This is a genomic window from uncultured Nevskia sp. (assembly GCF_903885465.1).
Taxonomy (GTDB): Bacteria; Pseudomonadota; Gammaproteobacteria; order Nevskiales; family Nevskiaceae; genus Nevskia.
Genome location: NZ_CAISIQ010000180.1, coordinates 1 through 13,678 on the forward strand (window position 1 = coordinate 1; position 13,678 = coordinate 13,678).

13 protein-coding genes are annotated in these 13,678 nt (G+C 63.9%); 1 reads left to right on the forward strand and 12 read right to left on the reverse strand.

Annotation, left to right across the window (positions count from 1 at the left end; genetic code table 11):
• From QZY06_RS06785 to QZY06_RS06835, 11 genes are all read right to left on the reverse strand, one after another.
• Nucleotides 1–299, reverse strand: a 299-nt coding sequence (locus tag QZY06_RS06785; RefSeq protein ID WP_295681970.1) for an ATP-binding cassette domain-containing protein, incomplete at its 3' end; no start/stop codon positions are given.
• Nucleotides 299–1,045 (reverse strand): ABC transporter ATP-binding protein, encoded by a 747-nt coding sequence (locus QZY06_RS06790; RefSeq protein WP_295681973.1) that lies wholly within the window; start codon nt 1,043–1,045, stop codon nt 299–301. The genes QZY06_RS06785 and QZY06_RS06790, both read right to left, overlap by 1 nt.
• Nucleotides 1,042–1,806, reverse strand: coding sequence for an ABC transporter permease (locus QZY06_RS06795; protein WP_295681976.1), 765 nt, complete (start codon nt 1,804–1,806; stop codon nt 1,042–1,044). The genes QZY06_RS06790 and QZY06_RS06795 overlap by 4 nt, the downstream gene beginning before the upstream one ends.
• A complete protein-coding gene (locus QZY06_RS06800) occupies nt 1,803–2,825 on the reverse strand; it encodes an ABC transporter substrate-binding protein (protein ID WP_295681977.1) in 1,023 nt (340 codons plus the stop codon). The genes QZY06_RS06795 and QZY06_RS06800 overlap by 4 nt, the downstream gene beginning before the upstream one ends.
• A gap of 95 nt (nt 2,826–2,920) precedes the next feature.
• A complete protein-coding gene (locus tag QZY06_RS06805; protein WP_295681979.1) occupies nt 2,921–3,295 on the reverse strand; it encodes a co-chaperone YbbN in 375 nt (124 codons plus the stop codon).
• Nucleotides 3,296–3,385: 90 nt separating this feature from the next.
• Nucleotides 3,386–4,144, reverse strand: coding sequence for an acetoacetyl-CoA reductase (phbB, locus tag QZY06_RS06810; protein ID WP_295681982.1), 759 nt, complete (start codon nt 4,142–4,144; stop codon nt 3,386–3,388).
• Between the two features lie 71 nt (nt 4,145–4,215).
• On the reverse strand, nt 4,216–4,806 hold the full coding sequence (locus QZY06_RS06815; protein WP_295681984.1) for an adenylate kinase: 591 nt from the start codon (nt 4,804–4,806) through the stop codon (nt 4,216–4,218).
• A 144-nt stretch (nt 4,807–4,950) separates the two neighbouring features.
• Entirely contained in the window at nt 4,951–5,802 is an 852-nt protein-coding gene (locus QZY06_RS06820; protein WP_295681986.1) for a DMT family transporter, read from the reverse strand.
• Nucleotides 5,799–6,899: a M48 family metalloprotease gene (locus QZY06_RS06825; protein WP_295681989.1), complete on the reverse strand. Its 1,101-nt coding sequence runs from the start codon at nt 6,897–6,899 to the stop codon at nt 5,799–5,801. The genes QZY06_RS06820 and QZY06_RS06825 overlap by 4 nt, the downstream gene beginning before the upstream one ends.
• A 140-nt stretch (nt 6,900–7,039) precedes the next feature.
• Nucleotides 7,040–9,373 carry a TonB-dependent receptor gene (locus tag QZY06_RS06830; RefSeq protein WP_295681992.1) on the reverse strand — a complete coding sequence of 778 codons (2,334 nt, stop codon included), beginning with the start codon at nt 9,371–9,373 and terminating at the stop codon, nt 7,040–7,042.
• A 154-nt stretch (nt 9,374–9,527) separates the two neighbouring features.
• Nucleotides 9,528–10,109, reverse strand: a complete 582-nt coding sequence (locus tag QZY06_RS06835; RefSeq protein ID WP_295681995.1) for a TIGR00730 family Rossman fold protein — start codon at nt 10,107–10,109, stop codon at nt 9,528–9,530.
• Between the two features lie 313 nt (nt 10,110–10,422).
• Between QZY06_RS06835 and QZY06_RS06840 the strand changes: the two genes are divergently transcribed.
• Complete coding sequence (locus QZY06_RS06840; RefSeq protein ID WP_295681998.1) at nt 10,423–13,383, forward strand: Calx-beta domain-containing protein; 2,961 nt, start codon at nt 10,423–10,425, stop codon at nt 13,381–13,383.
• A gap of 110 nt (nt 13,384–13,493) precedes the next feature.
• On the opposite strand, the gene QZY06_RS06845 is transcribed toward QZY06_RS06840, so the two are convergent.
• Nucleotides 13,494–13,678 (reverse strand): hypothetical protein (locus tag QZY06_RS06845; protein ID WP_295682000.1); only part of this gene is annotated, 185 nt, incomplete at its 5' end.

Sequence of the window (13,678 nt, forward strand, 5' to 3'; positions counted from 1 at the left end):
AGATCGAGCGTCGGCTGCTGGAACACCACGCCGAGCTTGGCGAGTCCGAGCGTCGGCTTCTTCAGGAAATCCTCGCCGCAGATGGTGATCGCACCGGCGTCCGGCACGAACAGACCGGACAGCAACTGGAACAAGGTCGATTTGCCAGCGCCGTTCGGGCCGAGCAGAGCCATGAACTGGCCGGCTTCGATTTGCATCGAAACGCCGGCCAGTGCCTTGACGTCGCCGTAGGACTTCACGGCGTCACGCACATCAAGAGTCACGCTGGGAGTCAGGCTATTTGTCACGGGCTGCGCCATCAGGCGGCCTCCTTGTTCGGGCGGACGGTACCAAGACCGCCCAGCAATTCGGGGTACTGCGCGATCAGTGCGTGATGCATCTCTGACACCGCATCGTCATCGCGGCGGCGCGGCTTCGGCAGCCGGATCGGATAGTCGAGGATCAGCTGCGCCGGGCTGTGGCTGACGAACAGCACCCGGTCGGCCAGCGCCAGCGCCTCGCGCAGATCGTGCGTCACCAGCAAGGTCGTCGGCAGCACATCGCTGCGCAGCTCGGCGAGTACCTGATACAGGCTTTCAGCAGTCGGCGCATCGAGCGAGATGAACGGCTCATCGAGCAGCAGCAGTTCCGGCCGAACCAGAAAGGCGCGCAGCAAGGCCACTCTTCGCTGCATGCCGCCGGACAGCCGCAGCGGAAACTCGGCGGCCGTATCCGCCAGCCCGACCTTGGCCAGTCCGGCGTCGATCTCGGCATCGCTCAGGGCAGGGCTCACCAGACGCAGATTGTCGGCCACGTTCAGCCACGGCAATAGGCGGGGTTCCTGAAACACGAAGCCGAGCCGGGCATCGTCGCCCGCGCCATCGAGCCCACCTTCGTAATCCTTGTCGAGCCCTGCGATGATCTTCAGCATCGTCGTCTTGCCAGCACCGCTGGGACCGACGATGGCGACGAACTCGCCACTCTCGGCACTGAAGGCCAGCCGGCCGATCGTGTCCTGGGCCTTGCCTGGATGGCGCTTGCGGCGGATGTCGACGACCAGCTTCATGCCCGCCACCCGTTCAGGCGCCGGTCGAGCGGCCGCAGCAGCAGCGCTTCGATGGCGAACACCACGGCGGCGAACGCGGCGGTGTAGGCAAGGATGCTGGTCAGGTCGAAGAACTGGAAGAAAGTGCCGAGCTGGAAGCCGATGCCATCGGAGCGGCCGAGCAGTTCGATGACCAGCACGATCTTCCAGATCAGCGCCAGCCCCGAACGCGCCGAAGCCATGATGTATGGATACAGCTGCGGCAGCACGATGCGACGCAGCACCGTGCCGCGCGGCACGCGATAGACCTCGCCGACCTGCAGAAGCTGTGTATCCAGCGCCCGTGCACCTTCGCGGATATTGGTGATCACGGTCGGAATCTTGTTCAGCGCCACCGCCAGCACAGCAGCGGTTTCATTGAGGCCGATCCAGATGAAGCAGAGGATCGCCGCGACCAATGCCGGCAGGTTCAGCATCAGCACCAACAGGCTGTCGAGCAGGTTGTTGACCAGCTTGCTGCGGCCCATCCAGACGCCGACCGAGACACCGACCAGCATCGCGATCACGAACGCCGCGGCAACGCGCATCAAGGTCTTGCCCAGGTGATGCAGCAGCTCGCCGTGCGTCAGATGGTGAATGAGACTGACGAACACGGCGGCCGGCGATGGCAGCAGCGGATCAGCGACCTTCCAGGCCAGCGCCTGCCAGACCACCAGCAGCACCAGCAGCGCGCTGGCGCGCACCGCTTCCGCCGGCAAGGTTCTGACTGCCGCAGGATTCAAGGCGTGCTGCCGATCGCCGAATAGAACGTGGTCGGATCGAGAGTCGGACGCTTGCCGACCAGTTCCTCGCCGCCTTCGGCTGCGAGCAGCGCATACAGGTTCTGCATCACCGGCAGATCGACCTTCAGCTCCTGCAGATCGATACCGTCGCGATGCGCGTCACGCAGCGCCACGAAATCAGCATCGCTATCGACCTTCATGATCGGCTTCAGCCGCACCCAGGACGCATCATCGGCTCGCATCACGGCGTTGGTCCGTTCGACCGCTTTCAGAAAACGATCGACCAGGCTGCGGTTCTTGGTCGCCCATTCCTCGGAGAACACCCAGCCGACCATCGGCACCGGCTTCGGCACTCCGAGCCCGGCGAGCACGTCCTTCATGTCGACCAGTTCGGTCAGACCCGCGGCCTTCAGGCGCGCGCCGTACGGCCAGAAATTCAGCACCGCCGGCAGCTTGTTGCGCAGGATGAGTTCGTTGAGCGCCGGCGGCGCGGCAAAGCTCGGCTGAGCGTCTTTCTTCAGATCGAGCTTCGCGGTTTTCTTCGCCCAGGCCTGCAGGAACAACCAGCTCTTGTCGACCGGCGTGCCGGCCACACCGATGTCCCGGCCCTTGAGATCGGCCACGGTCTTGATGCCGGAATCCTTGGCGACGTACAGGCCGCCTAGCGCCGTCGAATTCGCTGCGAACTGCAGCTTGCGGCCTTCGGCCCGGTTGCGGTTCACCCACAGCCAGTCGGAAGTGATCATGTCGACCGCGCCACCCTGCAAGGCGATCTGCGCGGCGTTGCTCGCCGCCATCGGCACGATCTCGATGCGGAATTCCTCGGCCTTGTCGAAGCCACGCATGGTCAGCGTGTCGAGCGTCCAGGCCACGGCGCCGAACTGCAGCACGCCGATGCGGATGGTGTTGGCAGGACTGATCTCCGCATCAGCGGCACGGGCCGCGAAGGACAGGCCCAGCAGCAAAGTGACGGCGACAAGGCCGGCTCGTGCATGCGCCGCAAAACGTCTGACAGTCATCGCTCCTCCAGCTTGGTTGTCCGGTGTTCCGGATCTTGGCCGTCGTGATTTCCACAACGGCTCTGCATGCTACGCGACAGCCGTCAGGCTTTGGATCAGTTCAAGCCCTCATTGGCCGGATCGAGCCAATGCTTGAGAAATGATTCAAGTTGCTGAGGCTGCATCATCCCGCTCTTGGTCATGATCAAGCGGCCATTGCGGTACAGCGCAATGGTCGGGATCGAGCGCGGCGTATCGGTCGGTTTGGCATCGGGATGCAGCTCGACATCGATCTTCACCAGCTGCACGCGGGTGCTGAACTTGTCCATGGTTGCCGCCAGCACCGGCTCCAGACGCTGGCACCAGACGCAGTGATCGGCCATGTACTCGACCAGCAGCGGCATGCGGTGATCGGCAATCATCGCCTTCAGTTCGGCCGTGTCGACCTCGGGGATGACTTCGTTGAAGGTTTCGTTAAGGGTTTCGCTCATCGCTCTCTCTCCAGATGATGTCTCGCTGTTATTGGCTGCCACACCTTGAAGGGTTGACAAGCCGCGATAGACATGGTTCCCGCCAAGTGTTCAAGCGCTCATGTAAAGGCCGCCATTGACCGGCAACTGCGCGCCGGTGATGTAGCTGGCCAAGCCCGAGCACAGGAAGGTGACCGCGGCGGCGATATCGGCCGGGCTGCCGTAGCGCGCCGCCGGAATGCCCTTGAGGATCTCGCTGCGGATCGCTTCCGGCACAGCGTCGATCATCGGGCTGTCGATATAGCCCGGCGCCACCGTGTTGACGGTCACGCCCTTGCGCGCCACTTCCTGCGCCAGCGCCATCGTGAAGCCGTGCACGCCGGCTTTCGAGGCCGAATAGTTGGTCTGCCCGAACTGGCCCTTCTGGCCATTGACCGAAGAGATGTTCACCACTCGTCCCCAACCACGCTGGCACATCGCTTCGATCAGCGGCTGGGTGACGTTGAACAAGCTGTCGAGATTGACCCGCAGCACCTGCTGCCATTGATGCGCGCTCATCTTGCGCAGCGGCGCATCGCGGGTGATGCCGGCGCAGTTGACGACGATGTCGATCGCCATGCCCTGCGCTGTCAGCGCGCTCAATGCCGCTGCCGTGTCTTCGGCATTCGACACATCGAAGGCCGTGATGGTGATCGCCAGACCCTGCTCGCGCCAGGCCGGCAGCAAGGCTTCGGCCGAAGCCTGATCGGACGGCAGGCAGACGGCAATGACCTTGGCGCCAGCGGCCGCCAGTGCCGCGCTGACGGCGCGGCCGATCGCGCCAGTACCACCGGTGACCAGTGCGGTGCGGGTGCTCAGATCAAGTTTCAACGGCCATCTCTTGGTGAGGGGACGCGCACTGTACCGGTCCGCTCGATCTGCGACGACCTTAGCCGAAGCCCTCAGGCCTCGGCAGCCTCGAGCAGGACAGGCGCAGTCGCCGCCAGCATTCGCGCGAAGATCGCGTCGATGTCGCCGACACCGGGAATGGTCACCAGTAGACCGCGCGCTTGGTAGTAGTCGAGCAGCGGCCGGGTCTCGGACTGATAGACCGCAATGCGGCTGCGCACCGTGGCTTCGTTATCGTCGCTGCGGCCTTCGAGCGCGCCGCGAGCGACCAGGCGACGCACGATCTCCTCGTCGTCGACCAGCAGATGGATGACCTTGCTCACGCCCGGCTGGCCGAGTTCGGCGAGCAGCGCGTCGAGCGTCTTCGCCTGCGCGGCATTGCGCGGGAAGCCATCGAGGATGAAGCCCTTCGCCGCATCGGGTGCGGCGAGACGCTCGCGGGCGATGCCGATCACCAGTTCGTCGGCAACCAGTTGGCCGGCATCCATTGCCGCCTTGGCTTTCAGGCCCAGTGGCGTGCCGGCCTTGACCGCGGCGCGCAGCGCATCACCGGTCGAGGTCTTGGGAATGCCGTGATGCAGCGCCAGCTTTTCGCCCTGCGTACCCTTGCCGGAACCCGGCGCGCCCAGCATCACGATTCTCATGGTGTCGACAGCTCACTGTTGTGGGAAGAACGCGTCGCCGACGGCAAGTTCGATGCCATCGCAGTTGTTCAAGCCATTCAACAGCTTGGCGTAACGCGCAAATCGCGGAAACGGGCGACTGTCACGCGCATGACGCAGTTCGGCTCAGCGCGCAGCCGGGCGATACAAGGTCGCGAGCGCCAGCCCGCCCAGAATCAGCGCCGCGCCGGCCAGCAGACGCAGACTGGCTGGCTCGCCAAGAAAGACGATGCCGATCGCCGCCACCAGCACCGGTACCGCCAGTTGCACGAGGCTCGCGCGCAGCGCCGTGAGCTGCGGCAGCACCGTGTACCAGACGGCATAACCAAGCCCTGAGGCCAGCGCGCCGGAAGCCAGGGCACAGGCCACGCCGAGCGGATTCCACTGCATGCCACCGAACAGCAGCCAGGGCAGCACTGCCAGCGGCAGGCCACGCAGGAAGTTGCCAGCCGTGGCGGCCAGGGGATCATTCGGCCGATCCGATTTTCGCCTTCCGCGCAAGCTATAAACCGCCCAGGCGATGCCAGCGGCGATCATTAGCAGGCTGCCAGCCAGCGGCGGACGATCAAGCCCCGGCAGCAGGAACAGCAGCAAACCGCTGAACGAGATCAGCACCCCACCCCACTCCTGCCACGGTGGCCGATCGCCTTGAGCCAGCCCGGTGCCGATCATCGTCACCTGCACCGCACCGAACAGCAGCAGTGCGCCTGCACCCGCCGGAATCGACAGGTAAGCCACCGAGAACGCTGCGGCATAGGCGACCAGCGCGATGGCGGACGGCCAGTCACCTTTGAAAGGCCGACGACGGAGCTTCAGCAGAATCGCCAGCATCAGCGCACCGGACGCGATACGCAGCACAGTGAACGTCAGCGGGTCCATCGCGCCATCACGCAAGGCGACGCGCGCGAGAATCGAGTTTGCCGCGAACGCACTCAGCGCCAGCAAGGTCAGCAAGGCGATGCGCAGCGCAGCACTCATGTGCCGGCTTGGTCGAGACGGTCGAGGCGTTCGGAAGTGGCCGGATGCGTGTGATAGACGCGCTCGTACCAGCGGTCGGCGATCGGCGCATTGCGGTTGTTGCGGGTCAGCGTGCGCAGCGCCCGCGCCAGCGCAGCGCCGCTGGCGTGGCGGGCCGCCGAGGCATCGGCCTCGAACTCGAAGCGGCGATACCAGTAATTCGCCAGCGGCAGCGCGAAGAACCACAAGGACGGCAGCAGCGCCCAGGCGATCGCCAGCTTCGCGACCGGCTCGACAATGCCCAACGTCAGTACCGCCGCGATCATGACCATCACGAACGACGCCGCGCCGATCATCAGCAACTGGAAGCGCAGATGGCCGCGCTGGATATGGCCGAGTTCATGAGCGACCACGGACTCGATCTCGTCGGCCTTCAACAGGCCGATCAAGGTATCGCCGAGCACGATGCGGGGCGCCCGCGCACTGCCGGAGACCTGGGCATTGGCCTGCGCGGAACGCGCTGAAGCCCGCTGCAGGAACAGGCGCTGATCACGCACACCGCTGCGCGTCAGCAGGCCTTCGAGCCGGTTGCGCAGGTCACCGGCCGGCAGCGGTTCAAGCTTGTCGAACAGCGGTGCGATCCAGCGTGGCTGCACCCAGCGCAAGCCAGCCCAGGCGCCCCAGCCGATCGCCCAGATCGCCAGCCACGCCTGCTTGTCGCTGCGTTCGATCAGAACCAACGCCAGCCAGGCGGCCGGCAACGCGAGTGCCGCAAACAGCGCGAGCTTGATCGCCTGTTCGCGAATGAAGGCTGCGACGCTCATCCGGTTCATGCCATGCCGCGCATCGAGACCGAACGGCTTGTATGCCTTCAGCGGCAGTTCCCAGAGCCAGCCGGCGATCACCAGCGCGAACAGCAGCAGCGCTTCATCGCCCTTGAGCAAAGTTATCAAAGCAAGCAGAAGCAGCGGCCAGCCCTGCTGCCACAGCTGCTGGCCGACCCGCTGCGTCACCACGCCCATCGCATAAGCCTGATCCTGCGTGCGCAGCACCGCCCGCTGCCGCAGCAGCAGGGTGATGCGCAGCGCAGCGATCAGCAGCAGGACGGCAGGGAGCACAGGGCGGGAAGCATTGGCAAACGGGCCTCACTGTTTCAGAAGCCTGCAGTCAGAGCAACGCAGCCGACCTTGTAGGTCGCCCCTCGGGCGACGGCGCGGCTGCACAAAGCGTCGGGTGAGGCCTGACCTTTCCAGACCCGTCAGAATTGCAGCCGCACCCCGCCAAAGAACGCGCGTGGGGTGCCAGGGCCGATGAAGCGGTACTCGCCTTCATAGTCCTCGCCAAGCGTTTCCTCGGCTTCGCCGTAGACACCGAAAGTCGCGAACTTGCGATCGAACAGGTTCGACACGCGGCCGAACACGGTCAGCCAGGGCAGCGGCTTGTAGTCGCCATAGAGGCCGAAGATCACGAAGCCGGGAATGGTGTCTGGATCGGTGTTCGATTCGTCACCGCGGTAGTTCGAGCTGCTGCGTCCGGTCGCCTCGAAGCCGACGCCGAAGATCGGCACGCGATATTCAAACGAAGCCTTGCCGAGATGGCGCGGCACCAGCGGAATGCGATTGCCGGAATTGACGACCCGTGACGAATCAGCCGATTCCTCCGGATCATCCGGATTGCGTACCGGATGGTTCGGCGAGTTGACCAGGAAGCCGTCGAGGAACTGCGCATCGAGATAGGTGTATTGCAGATTGAAGCTCAGCGCCTGGGTGATCCGGTAGTTGCTGCCGAACTCGATGCCGCGACGGCGCGTTTCGCCGACGTTGTCGAAATAGCCTTCCGTGGTCAGGTTGCCGTCGGTGATGAACAGGATGTCGTTCTTGTTGGCGCTGTTGAACAGCGCGATCGCACCGCTGTAGCTCGGCGAATTCCAGCGCAGGCCGGTTTCGTAAGTACGGGTGACCACCTGATGCAGCGGCGGATCGCTGACGAAGCCATTCGGCAGGCGGCAGGGATCGTTCGGATCGGCGCAGGTCAGCTCGACCGGCGTCGGCGCGCGTGCCGATTCGGCGTAGTTGGCGAAGCCGGTCAGGCCCGGCGTGAACTTCCAGGTCGCACCGATCGAAGGATTGAGACGCGTGAAGCGGTGATTGCCGTTGAGATCGTCGTCCTCGCCGAGATCACGCAGCACGATATGCGTCTGGTTCAGGCTTGCGGCAGCGGTGATGTCGAGCGGCTCGATCGGTGAGTAGTTGGCGACCAGGAAGCTGCTGTAGACGTACTTGCGGGTACGCAGGCGAACGAAGGAGTCGAGCACTTCCTCGCCGCTGCCTTCGGCGCCGCGGTCTTCGGTCAAGGCGCCGACTTCGGTCTGCGAGGCGAAGCGGGCGCGGCCCAATTCGGCGGTGCCGCCGATGATCAGACGATTACGGACGTTGTCGCCGCTGAGCGTCACCTGGCCGCGGAAGGCATAGACCTGCTGATCGGTCGACGAGGTGTTGATGGTCGCCGAATCGTTGGCCGCGCTGGCAACGATCGGGCTGCCGTTCGGCGTGGTAAGCACTTGCTCGCCGTCGGCTTCCTCAGCGCACAGGAAGGGACTGCCTTGCCCGTTGCTGTTCTCGGCGCAGGCCTCGTATTCGGTGCCGTCGCCGTTCAGTGACTTCGAGTAGTTGCGCCGGAAGCTCAGGCCACCGGACACATCGAGATGTTTCGAGTAGCGATGGCTGGCCTGCAGGTTGATCGCGCCGAGGCGCGGCTCGGTGAGATCCGGATAGGTAAAGATGCGGCCGCGGCCTTCGCGTTCGAGCAGCGCGACCGGTGCGGCGCCGTTGCCGGTCAGGCGGTTGTCGGCCAGCGTCAGGCTCAGATCCGCCGAGCTTTTCTCGTCGAGATAGCTGCCCTTCGCGAACAGGCGGCCGATGCGGCTCGGCGAGAAATCACGCCAGCCGTCTTCGCGGTCGTACTCGCCGGCGATGTAGGTCGCGTAATGGCCCTGCGACCAGCCCTGTTCCACCGAGGTGCCGTAACGGCCGAACGAGCCGCCGCCGAGTTCGATGCGGGTGCCGTTGAGATCGAAGCCGCTCTTGGTGCGCAGCGTCAGCGCGCCGGCCAGGGTGTTCTGGCCGAACACCGGGTTCGAGCCTGGCACCAGCTGCAGCGACTGGATCGCCGCGTCCGGAATCAGATCCCAGTTGACGACATCGCCGAAGGTTTCATTGACCCGCATGCCGTCGATGTACAACGCCAGGCCCTGCGGCAGGCCGAGCAGCGGCGAAATCGAATAGCCGCGATAGAACAGATCCGGCTGGTAGGGATTGTTCTGGGCATCGGAGACGAACACGCTGCCGAGCTTGCGCGACATGAAATCGCTCAAGCTCTGCGACTGCGCGTTCTGGATGTCCTCGGCCGTCGCCGCCTGGGCATTGCCCGGATAGCGGTCCAGCGGCACGCCCTGGTTATCGGTCGGCGCTACACCGATCACCCGCACTGGGGCGAGTTGTACTGGCTCTTCTTGCGGCGCCGCAGCGGGCTGCTGCGCAACAGCGGGCCATGCGGTCGCCAGCAGCGACAGCAACAAAGTTCTGCGAATCACGAGGTTCTCCTTTCTCTCTTGTCTGTATGGCCGCGCTCTGAAGGCGCGGCTCGGACCCAATTAACGCACCACCAGCCTGATACCGGCGCTGTCTGAGCAGCAATGGGAAAACTTCCCGATCGGGAAGTTTTCCCATGTTGGCAACCTCCGAGTGTCAGCTCATCAGCAGCAGATCCAGCACCGCCGCTGGCGTGGCTTCCATGGCGAGCAGGCGGCGGCTGCGTTCGGAAACGAAATCCTCGTTCAGTGCGTGATCGAGAAACGCGTTCAGCAGATCGAAATAGCCGGCGGTGTTGACCACGCCGATCGGCTTGCGATGCAGGCCCAGCTGCGACCAGGTGAGGATTTCGCAAGCTTCATCGAGCGTGCCGTAGCCGCCGGGCAGCACGATGAAGGCATCCGACAGCTGCTCCATCATCGCCTTGCGCTCGTGCATCGAACCGACCTCGTGCAACTGGGTCAGGCCGCGATGCTCTACCTCCTTCTCGATCAGCAGGCTCGGAATCACCCCGATCACCTCGCCACCGCCGGCCATCACTGCATCGGCCACCTCGCCCATCAGCCCGACCCGCCCGCCGCCGTAGACCAGACGGATGCCGCGCTCGGCCATCAAGCGGCCGAGTTCGCGGGCGTTCTCGGCGTAGGCCGGGTTGCTGCCGTGGCGCGAGCCGCAGAAGACGCAGATCGACGAGATCATGCGCTTGGGTTCCTGGAAGCTTGGGTCTTCGATATTCACGTGGAAAATTTGTCGATGGTCTGTATTGACGGTTCTGCCTCGGGGCGCAGCTTGCACTAACCTTGCGTGAGAAATCTGGCAACGACGGTCTTCCGCGACGCGGAACCCCGAAAAGTATCCGGATCGCCGCAGGCTTCATCAGAAAATTACTAAAGGGTGCTCGGATATGGGGACGACAATTGTGCAGGGCCGGGAAGCCCTGTTGACGCTGGCGGCCAAGCGTCTGCTCAGGCTGGCTCTATTCGTTTCGATAGCTGCGTCAATCCCTGGAACGGCAGTTGCCGGCAGCGCACCCAGCGTCAGCATCAATGACGTGAGCGTGCGCGAAGGCGACAAGGTGCTGAAGAAAGTTTCGATGAACTTCACCGTGTCCCTGTCGGAAAAAGCCGACGGCCGAATCTCGGTTCGGGTCGCGACATCGAACGGCACGGCTTCGGCAGGCAGCGACTACGATTCCATCAGCCGTGTCGTTCGTTTCACGCGAGGCCAGATCCGCCAGACCGTGACGATCAAGATCAACGGCGACACGGTCAGCGAGCCCGACGAAACTTTTTTCGTCGATCTTTCCAATCCTGACGGCGCCACGCTCGGGAAACGGCGCGGAGTGGGCACGATCCTCGATGACGACACGCCCGACCCGGATGTGTCGCTTTCGGTGGCTGACGCCTCAGTCACCGAAGGCAATGGCGAAAGCAAGAAGCTGCGTTTCAACGTTTCCGCGCAACCTGCGCCGAAATCGACGGTCACCGTCAACTACGCTTCAGCGAACGGAACCGCGAAATCTGGCAGCGACTACGTCGCCTCCTCGGGCAAGCTGACCTTCGCGCCCGGAGTCACCTCACAGGCCGTGGAAGTCTCGGTGGTTGGCGATCGCATCAGCGAGAACGACGAAACCATGTCGCTGACGCTCAGCGCGCCGACCGGACGCGGAAAGATCGCGCGTGGCAGCGCCATCGGTACGATCATCGATGACGATCAACCAACGCAGGATCTCACGCCCGATCCTATCGTCTTCACGCCGCTCTCCCATGTCGAGCCAGGCAGCGTGCAGGTCAGCGAAGCCGTGCAGATTCTCGGCCTCGGTGCCTCGGCGCCGATTTCGATCGCTGGCGGCACTTACAGCGTCAATGGCTCGCCGTTTACCAGCACCACCGGTGCCGTCGCCAACGGCGACATCGTCGAACTAAGGGCGACCGCGTCGGATGCCTACGGTGCAACCGCGGGTGCACGGCTGACCGTTGGCACCTTGTCGACCGATTTCGTTCTCGAGTCACGGCTGCGCGACACGACACCGGAGCCGTTTTCCTTCGAGCCTGCGTTCTCGGCCACACCGGGAAGCAGCACGGCCAGCGCAGCGATCACCGTTGCAGGCATCGATTCCGGCACCCGGATTTCTGTCACCGGCGGGGCTTATCAGATCGGTACCGGGCCCTGGACGACGACGCCCGGCACCGTTGCTTCGGGTGCACGCGTGCGGGTTGCAGTGACTGCCAGCGCCAATAGCGTGGCAGTGGCAGAACTGCGAATCGGACTGCGATCCGCACGCTTCTCGGTGACCACCGCCAACGGTACTGCAGCGCCGCGTGCTTTCGCGCTCGGATCAACGCAGAGCTTTCCACTGCTGCTCGGCGTCAGCGACGCAGTTACCTTGTCCGGGCTTGCCACGCCGGCGCGGATTGGAATCAGAGGCGGCCAGTACAGCCTGAATGACGGCCCGTTCACGGATGTCGCTGGCGTCGGCATGAACGGCGATCGACTGCGGGTGGCGATTGCCGCAGCCCCGGCAATCGATGATCGGCTGGAAGCCACGATCGCGGTCGGAGCCTTCACGACGAAGTTCAGTGTGACGACGTCGGCCCCAGAAGATCGCACGCCTGATTCCCTTCAGCTTCCGCTGACCAAGGCAGAAGCAATCAATAGCCAGGTGATCACGCCGCCGTTGATCGTCAAGGGCGTCAACGTCCCGGTGCCGATCACGGTAACCACCGGCCTTTCCTACAGCCTGAACGGCGGGGCTTTCGTATCGGCACCGGGGATCGTTCACTGGGGAGATGCGCTGAGGTTGCGGGTGATCACTGGACCGGAGTACGCCCGTAGCTATTCCGCAGACGTCACGGTCGGCTCCACCACCACCAACTGGCTGGTTCGTACCCAAGGCACGCCGACCCGTCCCGCCCGCTTCACGCTGCTGCCGGCCTCGATCTATTCGGGCGGCCTGGTCCTGCCGGGAACCGTGCAGACCACGGAGCCGATTACCGTGACCAATGCCGATGGTGCGCAGGTCGTGTCTGTCATCGGCGGGCAGTACCGCATCAACGATGGACCTTACCGAGCAACGTCCGGAACCGTTTACGAAGGCGATCAGGTCACGCTTCGAACCGTCATGCCGTCGACGTTCTCATCGGACCAGACGCTGACCTTGAAGATCGGCCAGGTCAGTTCGAGCCTCACGCTGACCACCACGGTCGACGCAGTCGCCAATACGCCGCCGATGCCATCGGGTACCGACGCGACCTACGTCATCCGTTCGGACGGCGTGATCCCACTACGTGCCTATGTGTTCCAGCCACCCGGCTGGCGCAGCTCGGATCGACGAGCCGCCTATATCGACTGGAGTGGCGGCGGCTGGGCGCGCGGCGGACTGCCGTCAACTCGCCCGCGCTACTGGGCCGAAGAGCAAGGCATGGTCGCGATCGCACCTGATCAGAGAGTCAACGACCGCTTCGGAACCTACGCCTATGTTCATGCGGAAGACGCGCGGCTGGTGCTGAAGTGGGCACAGGACAATGCCGGCCAGCTCGGCATCGATCCATCACGCATCGTCGTCATGGGTTCGAGTTCCGGGGGCGGAAACGCCGTATGGGCGTCTCTGCTCGAGCCGCCGGCCACTACGGCTATCGGCAGCTCGCCGAGTGTGCGGGCAGGTGCCGTTGTACTGTGGTCAGGGGTCAGTTCGACACTGCCCGAGGCTGCGCTTGGCCGCTCGCAGTTGGCTCGCTTCGGACGCTTCGTCGATGCCATCAGTCCTGATCGCGACATCGACGATCAGATCTCGCCGTTTCTGATTTTCCATGCCGATGCGGATACGGTCTTCGCAGAGACTGCCAATCTGAACCTCTGCACAAGCATCCAGATCTACGGACAGCGCTGCGAATTCCACAACCAGCCAGGCCTTGGGCATGACTGGGTCAACAGCCCTGGAAAATTCGACGAAGCGCGCGGGATCGAAGTGGAATTCCTGAACAGGATCGGCATTTTGCCTGCCGTCCGTTGACAGTCATATCAGGGAGATTGACGAACGTCTTCGCGTCAGCCGGATCATCGCGCAGCAGCAACACGCGAAGCGAACGGATCCGCCGGGCAGCGGTCGGAAGCTCATGCGGGTCAGGCAAGTCGGTCCTGGATGACGGCATGAGGGCGCAGTAGTCGGCTGATGCGATGCAAGCGTATCGAGCCGGTGCCTGTCGCCGAGCCGTCATGCCCGGCCGCCAAGCTGAAACACACGCAGCAGCATTCGAAGGGCAAGCCAGAGAGCGAAACACCATGAAACGACTCAGCACGCTGGACAT

What these genes read in the sequence shown, in the direction of transcription:
- QZY06_RS06805 (WP_295681979.1), bottom strand. Translation starts at nt 3,295, where the DNA reads ATGAGCGAAACCCTTAACGAAACCTTCAACGAAGTCATCCCCGAGGTC.
- QZY06_RS06800 (WP_295681977.1), bottom strand. Translation starts at nt 2,825, where the DNA reads ATGACTGTCAGACGTTTTGCGGCGCATGCACGAGCCGGCCTTGTCGCC.
- QZY06_RS06820 (WP_295681986.1), bottom strand. Translation starts at nt 5,802, where the DNA reads ATGAGTGCTGCGCTGCGCATCGCCTTGCTGACCTTGCTGGCGCTGAGT.
- QZY06_RS06815 (WP_295681984.1), bottom strand. Translation starts at nt 4,806, where the DNA reads ATGAGAATCGTGATGCTGGGCGCGCCGGGTTCCGGCAAGGGTACGCAG.
- QZY06_RS06790 (WP_295681973.1), bottom strand. Translation starts at nt 1,045, where the DNA reads ATGAAGCTGGTCGTCGACATCCGCCGCAAGCGCCATCCAGGCAAGGCC.